Source organism: Bacillus sp. 03113 (assembly GCF_006546985.1).
GTDB lineage: Bacteria > Bacillota > Bacilli > Bacillales > Cytobacillaceae > VATK01.
The window spans coordinates 82,574-96,113 of sequence record NZ_VATK01000007.1 but is presented as its reverse complement, the minus strand read 5'-3'; the positions used below and the strand labels follow the sequence as shown (position 1 = coordinate 96,113).

The window sequence follows — 13,540 nt, the reverse complement described above, 5'->3', positions numbered from 1 at the left end:
TAAAATGATTAAAAATGATGCTTTTTATCACTATTAGTGATATGTTAAAACTAGAAAAAAGAACATATCTTGATACGTTTGTTCATGTAGGTATTGAGAAGCACTAGGAATCAATGTTGTCCTTTGAAAAATAGAGTTTAGCAGAATATATTTTCTGAAATATCAGAAAATATAAGTTAGGAGATGATCAAAATGGAGATAAAGGATATGCGGATTTTTCAAGCTGTTGCTTATCATGGGAGTGTTAGTAAAGCGGCCAAAGAATTAAACTATGTACAATCACATGTAACAGCTAGAATACATTTAATCGAAAATGAACTTCAAACACGATTGTTTCATCGATATAGCCGTGGCATGATTTTAAATTCAGATGGTAAAAAATTATTATCCTATACCCAAAACATTCTATCGATGGTAGACGAAATGGTAAAAGTCGTTCAAGATTCAGATAATCCTACTGGCTCGCTTGAGCTTGGAACGGTTGAAACGGTCATCAAACTTCCCATCGTATTATCTACCTTTCATAAAAAATACCCAAATGTTAATTTATCCCTTGTAACGGGTGTAACAGAACATCTTGTAAATGAAGTTCTTAACTTCAGATTAGATGGTGCATTTGTAACAGCTTTTGATCCACAGCCGCATATTATTCAATACGAAGTTTTTCAAGAAGACTTGGTTTTAATTACAAATAAAGAGAAAATAGCAGTTGAAGACTTAAAAAATGAGCCCCTTTTAGTATTTCATACAGGATGCAGCTATCGTGCAAAGCTAAAAAGCTGGCTGCAGGATGAAGGAATTACAACTCCAAAAATCATGGAATTCGGCACTTTGGAAACGATTTTAGGAGGAGTCGTATCAGGATTAGGCGTTAGCCTTGTACCTAAATCGGCTGTCAGTCATTTAGAAGCAGACGGACTAATTCGATGCCATCCAATTCCTGAAAAATACAGTAAAATATCAACCGTTTTTATTCAGCGTGCAGACACCTATATAACAAAATCAATGGAGAAATTTATCGAAACGATTCGTACTTTTCAAAAATTGAAAAGCACCGCAAATAATTCCAAGCCCTTGAACCTCATTTCGACTTATTCAATAAGTTAATATGGGTGGCATTTTTTACCACCCCGTTCTATTCAATTTTTCTATCTCCTCAAAAATCACTCGAATTCCTAATTTGATTTGTTCATTTGTTAACTTTGAAATACATAGTCTAAAAGCATTTTCATGACGATTATTGCTAATAAAATAATGGTTTGCTGGAGAAACATAGATATCTTTTTCCTCTAATCGTTTCATTAACCTATTTATATTAATGTCATTAGTAAGCTTTATCCAAGCAAAAAATCCTGTTTTCGGGATCGTTATTTCTATTCCTATCAAATTAAAACGTTTGACACATTCTTTTAAGCAATCCATTTTCTTTTGGTAGGCTAATTGCGTTTTCCTAATATGATTTTTATACATACCGCTATTAATAAAAATGTCTAAAGCACCTTGTGCTAATACTGAGGTATTTAAATCATCACATCTTTTGTGATTGGAAAATGCTTCCTTTAATGCTTCAGGCAATACAGCGGCACCTATTCTAATACCAGGCATAAATGCCTTTGAAAAGCTTTTTACGTATATCGTTCGTTGGTATACATCATAATAATGAACAGGCAAAACCTTTGTATTTGAATCGATGTCTACAAGATAATCATCTTCAACGATATAAACATCGTACTTTTCTGCCAATCTGATTATCTCTTTTTTTACTTTCTCAGAATAACTTGTCCCTAACGGATTGTGAAATCTTGGTATCGTATAAAAAAACTTGATGTCTTTTTTTCTGAAAATGCTTTCAAGTTCATCCAAATCAATGCCATGCTCATTCCGATCGATTCCGACTAGTTTAATCCCATTTTGTATGACCATTTCCTGCATTAATCCATATGTAGGCTGTTCAACTAAAATCGTCTTCTTATTATTTGTAAAAGGCATTTTTGTCAATATATTGAGTGCTTGCTGCGCACCTGAAGTGATAAAAATAGATTCTTCGGAAGTAAAAACTTGATGTTCACTAAAATGATTGACTAATACCTTTCTTAAAGATTCCAATCCCTGCGTATTTCCATATGTAAACAAAAGATCTTTATATAAATCTACTGCTCTGTTTATACAATGATTAAATTCTTTATAAGGCAGCAACTTTGATTCTGGCATGACTTCTGAAAAATCGATTTTATCATATGTCTCACTATTCAACTGGTGCTTTTCTACTAAATAAAACCCTCCCTTTGGAATGGAATAAATCTTGTGATTCAATTCAAGCTCTTGATAAGCGCGTATGACAGTCGATTTATTGCATTGATATTTTTCAGCTAAAGCGCGTATTGAAGGAAGTCGCTCTCCCTGTTTTAGCTTATTTAATGTGATAAGCTCTTCGATATCTTCAATAATCTGCTCATATTTCTTTTTCACTTTCTACACCCCTAGCCTAATGATCTATCCCTTCATTATAAGATTATCTATACCGGTACAGAAGCATTTTTTAAATATTGTACCGTATTATTTCCGCCTATATAATTTGATTAAAAAAGGGAAAGTCATGATTACATAATCTGTGAAAATGTCTTTTCATTAGGCTGTTTTCGTAAAGATTGTTGCTTTTAAACTCGCAGCCTGAATACACTTCACTTTCCGTGGGCGAGCGTCGAGCCTCCTCGAAGCATATGCTCCTGTGGGGTCTCGTCTTTCTCGTATTCCCACAGGAGTCTACGTGTATTCAGTCTACTGCTTACTTCTTCTCCAATTTTTTATGTGAAAAACAACAAATTTTGAGAAAACAGCCTTTCATTATAAAGATGGAGGGTATGTATCTACTTTTTTAATTAAGAAATACGATTGGACAAAGTCCTTAAAATCTTATGAACAGAAATGCTAGATAGGGAGTGTGGACATGACTCGAAAAAAAGCCATCCTATATATGGTTATTGCAGCTATTTTATGGAGTATTGGAGGCCTGTTTATTAAACTGGTAGACTGGAATCCCATGGCAATTGCCGGTGCCCGCAGCGGTATTGGCGCTATCGTGATGCTTTGTTACTTAAAGAAACCTGTCATCCATTATAAAGAAAAATCGACATTATTAGGTGCTTGTGCTTATGCAAGTCTTCTCGTTTTGTTTGTGTCAGCTAATAAATTAACGACTTCAGCCAATGCTATCCTTTTACAATTTACTGCCCCAATTTGGGTTGCCTTATTTTCGGGTTGGTTTTTAAAAGAAAAGGTTCCAAAATCAGATTGGGCGACTATTGTTGTGGTCATGGTGGGAATGATTCTTTTCTTTGTTGGGGATTTACAAACAGATCACACGATGGGTAATTTTATTGCGCTCTTAAGTGGTGTTGCGATGGCAAGCATGATCATTCTTATAAGGCTTCAGAAAAAGGGATCTGCAGTAGAGGTAACATTTTTAGGCAATATTATCACCTTTATCATTTGTTTACCTTTTTTCTTCTTATCTATGCCCGGTGCCAATAGTCTTTTCGCACTCCTAACATTAGGTATCTTTCAACTAGGTATTCCTTATATTTTTTATGCAAAAGCAATTCGACATGTATCAGTTATTGAAGCCATCCTAATTCCCATCATTGAGCCTTTGCTCAATCCCGTTTGGGTGTTTTTGGTTACAGGGGAAGCTCCTGGAGGCTATGCTTTTTTAGGAGGTATGCTTGTCATGCTAGCCATTATTACAAGAGGAATTTATCGAGCAAAGCAAGACATCTTTATCAAGAATAGGATTAAAGATTTTTAAATAGTTTTTAAATGGTATCGACTAAGGATAAGCCAATATCTAAAAGAAAGATAGTAGAGATTTACAGTTCGATTAAACCTAAAAATCGACAATTTAATATCTAAAAAGGAGCTCTGTTGGAAAAAAACATACAAACCATCACATTTTTATTTACAATTCAAGGTAATCCGTTGTTCATCCATTATTATTTCAATTATAATAGAACATAAATAAAAATGTGAAGGTGTACAGCAATGTCAAAGAAACAGGAAATTATTTTAGCAGCACAAGATATTATTCATTCGAAGGGCTACCAAGCTACATCAATTAGTGATATCCTCTCCGCTGCCAATATTGGAAAAGGACAATTTTATCATTACTTTTCTTCAAAGCATGACCTTGGATTGGCCGTTATTGATCACCTCATTCTAGAACGAGATATTCAATTAATTGAAAAAATTTTAAAATCATCAGAAGATCCCAAATTAAAGTTAAATAAAATGCTTGATTGGATCTTTGTCTGCCATGCGGAAAAAGAAAACAAGCCTGGTTGTCCCATCGGCAATTTAGCAATTGAAATGAGTGAGCATGACGAAAGCTTTCGAATAAGAATTCAACAATATTTCGAGCGTTGGACTGAAGCCATTGCAGAAAATTTGGAGGAATTGATTAAATTAAAGCAGCTTGATTCCTCTATGAACTCGAAAAAAAGAGCAGAAGCGATGGTTGCCATGATTGAAGGCGGAATTCTACTGATGAAGAATCAATTAAATACAGATGTATTAAAAAATATTCTGGATAGTGTTCGTAAACAATATCATCTTTCTTAAGAGAAACAACGACAATGTTCTTGTGAAACTCAAGATCATTTGTTATCCTTAAAATGTACCGACCGGTAGGTAAAAGTTAAATCAAAAGGAGGCTTCATCATGCCTAAGTTATTTGAAGAAATAAATCAGTATAAAGAAAGTTTCAAAATAAAAGCTCCTCTTGAAAAGCAAAGACTTATGGAAAAGGCAACAAAAGAATTGACTGATTCTAATATCGCCAAAGGGTTGAAGATCAATGAACAAGCACCTGACTTCACCCTAAAGGATGCTACTGGGGCTAATGTCTCTTTATATGAGGAATTAAAAAAAGGACCTGTTATTCTAACCTTTTATCGTGGAGCATGGTGCCCATACTGTAATCTTGAATTAAAAGCATATCAACGAATCCTTCATGATATTAAAGAAACAGGTGCTCAACTAATTGCAGTTAGTCCACAAACCCCTGACGCATCTCTTACGATGAAAGAAAAGAACGAGTTAGAGTTTTTTGTACTAAGTGATCCTAATGGACTCGTTGCTGAAAACTATCAATTATTATTTAAACTGCCTGATTATCTTATTGAAATTTATAAACAGTCTGGCCTCGATGTGCCAAGTCATAACGGGAATGATGCTTGGGAGCTTCCAGTACCAGCGACCTATCTTATAGATCAAAATGGAAAAATTCGATTTGCAAGTGTTGATCCTGATTATCGAAATAGAGTAGAACCTTCTGAATTAATCGAGTTATTAAGAGTGTTAGTCTAGGAGATAAATAACCAACAATAAAATAAACCCTTAGGAATATTTTGGTCTCCTAAGGGTTTATTTTTCTACATATAGATAGATTAAGCCATTAACATAACTGAAGAAGCTTTGATTAATGTTGTTACTTCTGAACCAACCGTAAGCTCTAATTCTTTTACAGCATCCATGGAAATCATCGAAGTAATTATCTTTCCATCTCCTAAGTCTACCGATACTTTTGCATTAACAGCACCTTCACTAATTCCAACAACTGTTCCTTGTAATTGGTTTCTTGCACTAATTTTCATTTGTTATACCTCCTAAATATTTTTTTATAAATAGCTTGTTTTAGCTTCTCTAAAATTGACATAATTTTCAGAAAAAAATAAACAAGATATCATCAGTCATTGGAATAACAATTCATGAAGAATTCACACAGCGTTATCCATCCACTCTTCAATGACAAGTATAGTTTATCCTAATTACTATTATAGAACATTCTACAAATTTTACAATATTATGACAAATTTTATATTATTAATTAATTTTGTTAATAACACCCCTTTTTTATAACATTATCCTTTTAAAACAAGATACCTAATCTCAATGCTTAAAGCATTAAGATTCTTTCGAGCAAATTGAACAGTACCTTCTTTTCCTGGTTAGATCTACTAATCAACCTTATTTTCAATTAAAATGATAAATCCACTCACTTTTTAGAAAATCATCTATGGCTAGATTGTTTAAAAACAAGATACTATATAAATTAGTTAACTAATCAGAAAACACATTTAATTTGTGATTTTTGTCACTGCGCCATTCACCATATTGTTTATCGACGTCTTGAAGATCTTGAAGCAGATGCGCTTCAATACATCGATTTAGAAAAGAACGTATTATTTGCAATAACTTGAATCATTGAACCTATTAAAAAGCTATTAAAGCAAGCCGTTTACCAACAAAAGAAAAACGTAAATACGGTGAACACTACATTTTGATCTTGACTTGAAAATAAATAAAAAGGCATCTGTATATCTATTATGTAGATTAAGTCACTGAACATAATGGGTATACAGATACACTCTTAATAAACAAATATTCTACTCAGGATCTAATTTAAGCCATTAACAATACGGATGAAGCTTTAATTAATGTTGTCACTTCTGATCCAACAGTAAGTTCTAATTCTTTCGCAGCTTCAAGGGACACGATAGAAGTAATAATTTTTCCATCTCCTAAATCTACATCAACCTTAGCATTGACTGCACCTTCATTAATTGCTACTACTTTTCCTGTTAATTGATTTCTTGCACTTATTTTCATAAGACAATACCTCCTAAATTATTATTTTTTTAAAATAACTTGTTCCTTTTGCCTTTAAATATAAATTGACATAATTTTCAGACAAAGAAAGAAACAAGATACTTTCACAACAAAAATACTTCAACTGTTCATTCGACATAAAACTCTATAAGATTACAAATATAGTTTACAATACATCTAATACTAGAATATTGTGTATTTTTTACAACATTGTGACATTTTCTCTTTTTTTGGGTACACCCCCCACTAAGTATGTCATCAGGTGGAGTAGAATTTCCACCTGATGAAACTAGAATTTACTCAGATAAGTTCATTACAACCATTTACCTTTCAGCATATTTCCCTTTTAGAACCACTCTGCCAAATTGAAAATAATAAAGCAATAATATACTCACATGCAAAACAGCTAAGACAAAATAAATATTACTGTAAACGAACGCAATTGGGTGCACATTAAATGGATTTAAATGAAAACCAGTGCCCATATCAACAACCTTACTATAAACACCTGCAGATATAGAGCCAGCAATAAAATTCATCATAGCGAAAATCCCCATTCCTACTCCGGTTTGTTCCTTCGATAACGTGCGTGAGATTGAATTCGACAGTGCAATTTGCATAAACGTTTGACCAATATTGCCAAAGATCAAAAAGACAGAAAAGAAAAGCGGATAAACCCCAACAAAGATAAATAATAAAGCAAAGCTTGTTAACAGCAGTGATGATGCTGTGTAGAAAAGAAATGAGTTTCCTTTTAGATCTGCTAACCTTCCTCCTGTTCGCCCAAGTATGGCAGAAGATATAGCTGCTGGAAACATCACAAAACCAATCACTTCTGAATCTAAATGATTAACATTGGAAAGTAAAAGTGGGCTTAGAAAAGGAATCGAGAAACCAATACCGCTGACAAGAAAAGCAATCGTTAATCCTAATGAATATCTTTTATTTCGGAACAGATGAGCTTGAACAAATGGTTGTTTCGCAGCATGAATACGTACAATAAATAAAACGAACAAAATAATGCTGCCTATTCCTATTATCCATACTCCTTCCGTGACAGCTAAAAGCAATAACGCTATTGTTCCAGCTAATAGACCCCCACCCATCCAATCGATTTTATTTTCTTTTCCTTGTTCATCATTCAAATATTTGCGGTAAAAAGGCAGTAGGATAAGTGTAAATAAAGGAAGACAAAAGAGCCATCGCCAATGAAAGGCACTGACAACTAACGCAGATATCACAGGCCCAAGTGCGCTGCCCAGCGCCAAGCCAGTTGCTGAAATTCCTAAGGCACGGCCTCGACTTTCAGGAGGGAAATAACGTACAGGAATAATCATAGCAGTTGCTGGAATGACGGATGCCCCCATTGCTTGTAAAATACGACCAAGAAGTACCATCCAATAAGCTTGAGCAGTTAGGCCGACCATAGACCCAAGTGCAAAAAAGAACAGTCCATAGGTTAACAAGTTTTTTAATTTAAACGTGTCAGCCAACTTTCCGTAAGTGACTGATCCTATGGCATAAACCAGCATATAGGCTGAGGATACCCAACTTACCTGTGCAAAGGAAAGCTGAAAATCCGAACGAATCTCAGGTAATACGATATTGAACATCGTTGCACTCATCACAGAGATGACAAGCGTAAAAAAAAGTATTCTCATTAATTTTATTCCAGTTTGTTTCTGAGCTTCGTCTACCACTACTCACTCTCCCCTTTCGCTATTGATACAAATCCATAGAATGCAAAATCTCTCTAATAAGTTTCAAGTGATTATTTTACAGCGATTATTTCCAATTTAAACCAAGTAATTCATATTGTTTTAATTTTATCATTAAGTCGAGTAGAACATTTCGGAATAATGATTGGTTTTTATCTAAAACTTTAGACTGAGTTGTGACGATTATTTAACAAATGAATAGATCAATGATATGAAAAAAGATTAATTTGTGATTTGAATCACAACATGGTCATTGACATATTGATAAGCTTTTTCTTGTAATAAAATATAACTTTTATGGAGGTATGGATATGGAGTATACATTTACTGAAAATTCCATTATCGGCGATATTGTAACGGAATTTCCGAAAGCAAGCGACCTTTTTAAATCATATAGAATCGATTTTTGTTGTGGAGGTAATAGACCGCTAATTGATGCGATCAATGAGAAACAATTAGCGGCGGAGGAAATTTTATCAAACTTAAATAGGCTTTATTATGAAACAAAATTAAAAAGTGAAGCTACAATTGATTGGAAAAATGCAACCTTTAGCGAGTTGATTGATCATATTGTGAACAAGCATCATCGTTATTTGAATGAAGAGCTGCCACAATTAAGTCCTTACCTAACTAAAATGTTACGTGTTCATGGAACCGATCAACCCCATATAGCCACCATTCATAGACTATTTCATGAATTAAAAACAGAGCTAGAGCAGCATATTATTAAAGAAGAAACGGAAGATTTCCCGCTTATTTTAGCCTATGAGCAAAACCCAACGGAAAATAATAGAGCAAAGCTGCAAAAGATAGTAGAAGAACTAGAGCATGAGCATAGCCATGCTGGTGACATTTTGAAAAAACTTAGAGACATTACGAAGGAATTTACTCCTCCAGAAGGCGCTTGTGGCACATACCGCCTTGTATACCAACGGCTAGAAGCACTTGAATCAGATATGTTCGAACACATCCATTTAGAAAATAACGTATTATTTCCACGTGCTCTTGCAAAAAATGAATAGTAAAGAAAATCTCCCAGAGACTTGGGAGATTTTTTTATGTATCGGTTTACGACCCCTTAAGCGAATGCGAAGGTGGGATCTTTCAATCAGATGGAGTAGATTCTCCACCTGATTCCCCGATGTTCAGCTTGCTGAAACGAGTTCATCTGGTTATATTCTAGCTCTGTTGATTTTTGACTTAACAACTCACTTTAACATAGCCAAAATAAATAAGGCACAAAAATGCAACAAAAAAGGACAAATTAATATTGAACAATGCCTTATAATATAACATAATATATATGAACACATATTCATATAAAAAGAAAGTAGGGATAAGCATGGGACATCACCATGGGCACCATCATCACGGACATGGGCATAGTCACTCACACACACATTCAGGAAATAAAAAAGCTCTATTTTTATCTTTTCTCCTTATTTCATCTTTTATGATTGTGGAAGTTGTCGGGGGAATTCTTACCAACAGTTTGGCTCTTCTCTCAGATGCCGGCCATATGCTGAGTGATGCCGTCGCGCTTGGCTTAAGCTTCTATGCGATAAAGCTAGGTGAAAGAAAAGCTTCTAATACAAAGACATATGGATATAAACGCTTTGAAATTATTGCTGCCGCATTGAATGGACTGGCACTTATTGTGATTTCTATTTACATTTTTGTAGAAGCTTATCAACGGTTTTTCAATCCCCCAGAGGTTCAAAGCTTAGGAATGCTTTCCATATCTGTTATTGGATTGATTATTAATATTCTTGCCGCCTTTATTTTAATGCGAGGCGATAAAGATGAAAATTTAAATGTTCGAAGCGCTTTTCTTCACGTGCTTGGAGACATGCTTGGTTCTGTTGGAGCGATAGCTGCCGCTTTTTTAATTCTTTTCTTCGGATGGGCTTGGGCTGATCCCATTGCTAGTATCATAGTAGCTGCTCTCATTCTAATTAGTGGTGTTCGGGTAACAAAAGAATCCTTTAATATTTTGATGGAGGGAACTCCCAGTGAAATCGACCTAATGAACGTGAAAGCTTCTCTATTAAACATCCCTCACGTTCAAGCTGTTCATGATCTGCATCTCTGGTCCATTACTTCTGGAATGCCATTATTCAGCTGCCATATTGTAGTAGCCGGTCATGGTTTACATGATTATGTTTTATCAGAAGCTCAAACCATTCTTCACGATAAATTTGGGGTAGAACATTCCACAATACAAGTGGAAAGTGAGAAAAATGGCTGCCCAAACCATCATGGATCCTGCAATTAATGATGATTAGCATGTTCGATCGTCTGCTGTAAAATACTCATCACATGGTCATCATCATAGGAATAAAAAAGAGTTGTTCCTTCTCTTCTGAACTTAACTAATCTTAAATTTTTTAAAAAACGAAGCTGATGAGAAACGGTAGATTGAAGCAACGATAGCTGCTCAGCGATTTCATTCACTGAATATTCTCTATTAAACAACAGATGCAAGATACGAATTCTTGTTGGATCAGCTAGAGCCTTAAAAGTTTGAGAAACGATAAATAAAGTATCTTCATCAAGTTCATTTATATGATTTTGCGGTTCTTTTCTTTCCAAAAAAATCAACCTCCTGAATCTAATTATAATCATATTAATGAAAAAGAAAAATCATGGGACTTGGACAACCCATGATTTTTTATGTTGTTCTCAATATTCAATATTGAACACCGAAAAAGCATCATATGAAATTACCTAACTATTTCCCCTTATTTATCTCAAAAGGAAGAACTGAACCAAGCAATCTTTGAGCATATTCATGCTTAGCATGGGAAAGTTCATGGCTTGCCAATTCCTCAACAACCTTTCCTTTATATAAAAACAAAATTCTGTCGCACAGATGGGCGACAGCTTGTAAGTCATGTGCGACAAAAAGATACGTCATGTTCATCTCATTTTTAAGACGATGAAGCAGCTCTAATATTTGAGACTGCACGGAAACGTCTAACGAACTTAGCGCTTCATCAAGCACAACAAACTTGGGATGGGTTGAGATCGCGCGAGCAATACATACACGTTGTAATTGTCCTCCACTCAACTCATGAGGGTATTTTTCTAACACTGAATGAGGTAGTCCTACTCGATCAAGAAGTATATTGATTCGTTCTTGAAGATTTTGGATATCTCCCATTGCAATCAGTGGCTCTTCCATAATACTTTTAATGTTGAAATGAGAATTTACTGATGAAGTATAATCTTGGAAAACTACGCTCATCTGACCTTGATTTTTCTTTATCCATTTAGAAATAGGTTCTCCCTCTATTTTTACAAAACCTTGATTCGCTTTTTCTAGTCCAAGGACGATGCGGCTAAGCGTACTCTTTCCACTGCCGCTTTCCCCAATTAAACCTACACATTCCCCTTCTTTTATAAAAAAGTCAATCCCGCTTAAAACGTCAACCTTTTCTCTATTAAAATATCCGCCTGCTTTATAATAGCTTTTAGATAGGCTCTCAACTTGTACGAACATGGTTATATCCTCCGCACGATAGATTGCTGGAATGGCTCTGCCAATCTTATTCGAGTATCGATTAAATACTTTGTAAAAGTGTGCTTCGGATTTGTAAATACCTCATTTGCCTTTCCGTATTCCACACATTCACCATCACGCATGACGAGCAAGTGATCCGCCAAATATTGAACGACTCCCAAATCGTGTGAAATAAATATAATGGCCGTGCCAATTAGCTCACGTAAACGCCGAAACTCTTCAACAACTTCACGTTGATTAATCGAATCAAGTGCTGTAGTCGGTTCATCTGCAATAATGATATCTGGCTTCATCATCATTGCAATGCCAATCATACACCGCTGAAGCATGCCTCCTGAAAGCTGATGCGGATATTTTTTCATGACCTGTTCAGGGTTATGAATGCACATTTTTTCAAGCGCATCGAGAGACATTTTGATAGCTTCATTTTTGCGAACTCCTAAATTTTCACGAACTGTTTCAATCATTTGTTTCCCAATTGGATAAAGAGGATTAAAGGCAGTCATGGCATCTTGTAAAATCATGCAGATCTTTTGCCCTCTAATGTTTCTTAGTATCTTATTTGACGCGTTCAGAAGATTCATTCCATCAAATACTACCTCACCTCTTACATGAAGCCACGGAGAAGTTAAACCTAAAATGGCTTTGGCTGTCATGGATTTGCCGCTGCCACTTTCACCTACAATACCTAAGCAAGTATTCGACTCTAGGGTAAAACTTAGATTCTGTAAAATCGCCTTCTCAGTACGTGTATCATTCACTGATAAGTTTTTTATTTCTAGTAAACACATTCAATTTTCTTCCTTTCTTTTGAAAGATTTTCGGATTTAGAGCCGATTGTAAGCTGTCACCTAGAAAATTGAATGAGGCCACAATAATGAGAATCGCAAAACCCGGTGCTAGCATCTGTGTTGGATGAGTAATCATGACGTTCTTTGCCTCGTTTAACATCATTCCCCACTCAGGTGTTGGTGCCTGTATACCTAATCCAAGAAAAGATAAGGCCGAAATATTTAAAATCACCCATCCTGTATCAAGCGTGGAAAAAACAGCCACTTCTCCTGAAACCCCAGGTAATACATGTTTTCTCATAATATGACTTGTTTTACACCCAGATACCTTTGCAAAACGAATATAATTTTTGTCCGTATATTGAATCACGACCGAACGTATCATGCGTGTGTACCATGCCCACTTCGCAATAATGTTAGCAATCACCACATTTAGCAAGCCAGGTCCTAAAACACCAACAATGGCAAGGATCATCACTTCAGCCGGAAAAGAAAGCATGATATCACAAATTCTCATGATAAATTCGTCTACCTTCCCACGGAAAAATCCAGCCATAACCCCTAGTAATGTTCCGATTGCGATTGTTATGAACGTCGTAATCATGGCATAAAAGATCGTGGTCCGTATACCAAAAAGCAACCTCGAAAGCACACAACGACCTAGTTGATCGGTTCCTAATGGATAGGTCTGGCTAATTCCAGAATACTTTTGAAGAACATTCATTTTTAATGGATCATGCGGTGCGATCATTGGTGCAAAAATTCCAGCGACAATAAATAGTAGAATAACAGCCATACAGAGCACAGCTATTTTATCAGCCATTAAACGACTCCAAAAAGTCATG

Annotated in this window: 14 protein-coding genes; 6 read left to right on the top strand and 8 right to left on the bottom strand. The window is 35.2% G+C overall.

Annotated features, from left to right (window positions below; genetic code table 11):
- Positions 1-192: 192 nt before the first annotated feature.
- Positions 193-1,107, top strand: coding sequence for a LysR family transcriptional regulator (locus FDO66_RS08115; RefSeq protein WP_141432143.1), 915 nt, complete (start codon positions 193-195; stop codon positions 1,105-1,107).
- Positions 1,108-1,122: 15 nt separating this feature from the next.
- Here the strand turns inward: FDO66_RS08115 and FDO66_RS08110 are convergent, their stop codons facing one another.
- Positions 1,123-2,469, bottom strand: coding sequence for an aminotransferase-like domain-containing protein (locus tag FDO66_RS08110; protein WP_141432142.1), 1,347 nt, complete (start codon positions 2,467-2,469; stop codon positions 1,123-1,125).
- A gap of 478 nt (positions 2,470-2,947) precedes the next feature.
- Here FDO66_RS08110 and FDO66_RS08105 point away from each other — a divergent pair, with 478 nt between their 5' ends.
- The 3 genes from FDO66_RS08105 (at position 2,948) to FDO66_RS08095 (ending at position 5,361) form a co-directional block, all read left to right on the top strand.
- The gene (locus FDO66_RS08105) at positions 2,948-3,805 is read left to right on the top strand and encodes a DMT family transporter (RefSeq protein WP_220095159.1); all 858 of its coding nucleotides are present in this window, start codon (positions 2,948-2,950) and stop codon (positions 3,803-3,805) included.
- Positions 3,806-4,038: 233 nt separating this feature from the next.
- The gene (locus FDO66_RS08100; RefSeq protein WP_141432140.1) at positions 4,039-4,614 is read left to right on the top strand and encodes a TetR/AcrR family transcriptional regulator; all 576 of its coding nucleotides are present in this window, start codon (positions 4,039-4,041) and stop codon (positions 4,612-4,614) included.
- A 99-nt stretch (positions 4,615-4,713) separates the two neighbouring features.
- Positions 4,714-5,361, top strand: a complete 648-nt coding sequence (locus FDO66_RS08095) for a peroxiredoxin-like family protein (protein WP_141432139.1) — start codon at positions 4,714-4,716, stop codon at positions 5,359-5,361.
- An 80-nt stretch (positions 5,362-5,441) separates the two neighbouring features.
- On the opposite strand, the gene FDO66_RS08090 is transcribed toward FDO66_RS08095, so the two are convergent.
- From FDO66_RS08090 to FDO66_RS08080, 3 genes are all read right to left on the bottom strand, one after another.
- Complete coding sequence (locus FDO66_RS08090) at positions 5,442-5,648, bottom strand: TOBE domain-containing protein (RefSeq protein ID WP_141432138.1); 207 nt, start codon at positions 5,646-5,648, stop codon at positions 5,442-5,444.
- Between the two features lie 808 nt (positions 5,649-6,456).
- Complete coding sequence (locus tag FDO66_RS08085; RefSeq protein ID WP_141432137.1) at positions 6,457-6,663, bottom strand: TOBE domain-containing protein; 207 nt, start codon at positions 6,661-6,663, stop codon at positions 6,457-6,459.
- Positions 6,664-6,986: 323 nt separating this feature from the next.
- On the bottom strand, positions 6,987-8,324 hold the full coding sequence (locus FDO66_RS08080) for an MFS transporter (RefSeq protein WP_141432265.1): 1,338 nt from the start codon (positions 8,322-8,324) through the stop codon (positions 6,987-6,989).
- Positions 8,325-8,692: 368 nt separating this feature from the next.
- On the opposite strand from FDO66_RS08080, the gene ric reads away from it, so the two are divergent.
- Positions 8,693-9,403 (top strand): iron-sulfur cluster repair di-iron protein, encoded by a 711-nt coding sequence (ric, locus tag FDO66_RS08075; protein ID WP_141432136.1) that lies wholly within the window; start codon positions 8,693-8,695, stop codon positions 9,401-9,403.
- Positions 9,404-9,723: 320 nt separating this feature from the next.
- The gene (locus FDO66_RS08070) at positions 9,724-10,656 is read left to right on the top strand and encodes a cation diffusion facilitator family transporter (RefSeq protein WP_141432135.1); all 933 of its coding nucleotides are present in this window, start codon (positions 9,724-9,726) and stop codon (positions 10,654-10,656) included.
- On the opposite strand, the gene FDO66_RS08065 is transcribed toward FDO66_RS08070, so the two are convergent.
- The 4 genes from FDO66_RS08065 to opp1C all read right to left on the bottom strand — a co-directional run bounded on the left by FDO66_RS08065 (position 10,653) and on the right by opp1C (position 13,539).
- Positions 10,653-10,973, bottom strand: coding sequence for an ArsR/SmtB family transcription factor (locus FDO66_RS08065; RefSeq protein ID WP_395939758.1), 321 nt, complete (start codon positions 10,971-10,973; stop codon positions 10,653-10,655). The genes FDO66_RS08070 and FDO66_RS08065 overlap by 4 nt on opposite strands.
- Before the next feature lie 139 nt (positions 10,974-11,112).
- Positions 11,113-11,883, bottom strand: coding sequence for an ABC transporter ATP-binding protein (locus FDO66_RS08060; protein WP_141432133.1), 771 nt, complete (start codon positions 11,881-11,883; stop codon positions 11,113-11,115).
- Between the two features lie 2 nt (positions 11,884-11,885).
- Positions 11,886-12,695: an ABC transporter ATP-binding protein gene (locus FDO66_RS08055; RefSeq protein ID WP_141432132.1), complete on the bottom strand. Its 810-nt coding sequence runs from the start codon at positions 12,693-12,695 to the stop codon at positions 11,886-11,888.
- Positions 12,658-13,539 (bottom strand): nickel/cobalt ABC transporter permease, encoded by an 882-nt coding sequence (opp1C, locus tag FDO66_RS08050; protein ID WP_141432131.1) that lies wholly within the window; start codon positions 13,537-13,539, stop codon positions 12,658-12,660. The genes FDO66_RS08055 and opp1C overlap by 38 nt, the downstream gene beginning before the upstream one ends.
- Position 13,540: the final 1 nt, after the last annotated feature.

Coding starts and splice junctions, on each gene's coding strand:
- FDO66_RS08080 (WP_141432265.1), bottom strand. CDS start 8,324: ATGAGAATACTTTTTTTTACGCTTGTCATCTCTGTGATGAGTGCAACG.
- FDO66_RS08090 (WP_141432138.1), bottom strand. CDS start 5,648: ATGAAAATTAGTGCAAGAAACCAATTACAAGGAACAGTTGTTGGAATT.
- FDO66_RS08105 (WP_220095159.1), top strand. CDS start 2,948: ATGACTCGAAAAAAAGCCATCCTATATATGGTTATTGCAGCTATTTTA.
- FDO66_RS08115 (WP_141432143.1), top strand. CDS start 193: ATGGAGATAAAGGATATGCGGATTTTTCAAGCTGTTGCTTATCATGGG.
- ric (WP_141432136.1), top strand. CDS start 8,693: ATGGAGTATACATTTACTGAAAATTCCATTATCGGCGATATTGTAACG.
- FDO66_RS08095 (WP_141432139.1), top strand. CDS start 4,714: ATGCCTAAGTTATTTGAAGAAATAAATCAGTATAAAGAAAGTTTCAAA.
- FDO66_RS08060 (WP_141432133.1), bottom strand. CDS start 11,883: ATGTTCGTACAAGTTGAGAGCCTATCTAAAAGCTATTATAAAGCAGGC.
- opp1C (WP_141432131.1), bottom strand. CDS start 13,539: ATGACTTTTTGGAGTCGTTTAATGGCTGATAAAATAGCTGTGCTCTGT.
- FDO66_RS08085 (WP_141432137.1), bottom strand. CDS start 6,663: ATGAAAATAAGTGCAAGAAATCAATTAACAGGAAAAGTAGTAGCAATT.
- FDO66_RS08070 (WP_141432135.1), top strand. CDS start 9,724: ATGGGACATCACCATGGGCACCATCATCACGGACATGGGCATAGTCAC.
- FDO66_RS08100 (WP_141432140.1), top strand. CDS start 4,039: ATGTCAAAGAAACAGGAAATTATTTTAGCAGCACAAGATATTATTCAT.
- FDO66_RS08055 (WP_141432132.1), bottom strand. CDS start 12,695: ATGTGTTTACTAGAAATAAAAAACTTATCAGTGAATGATACACGTACT.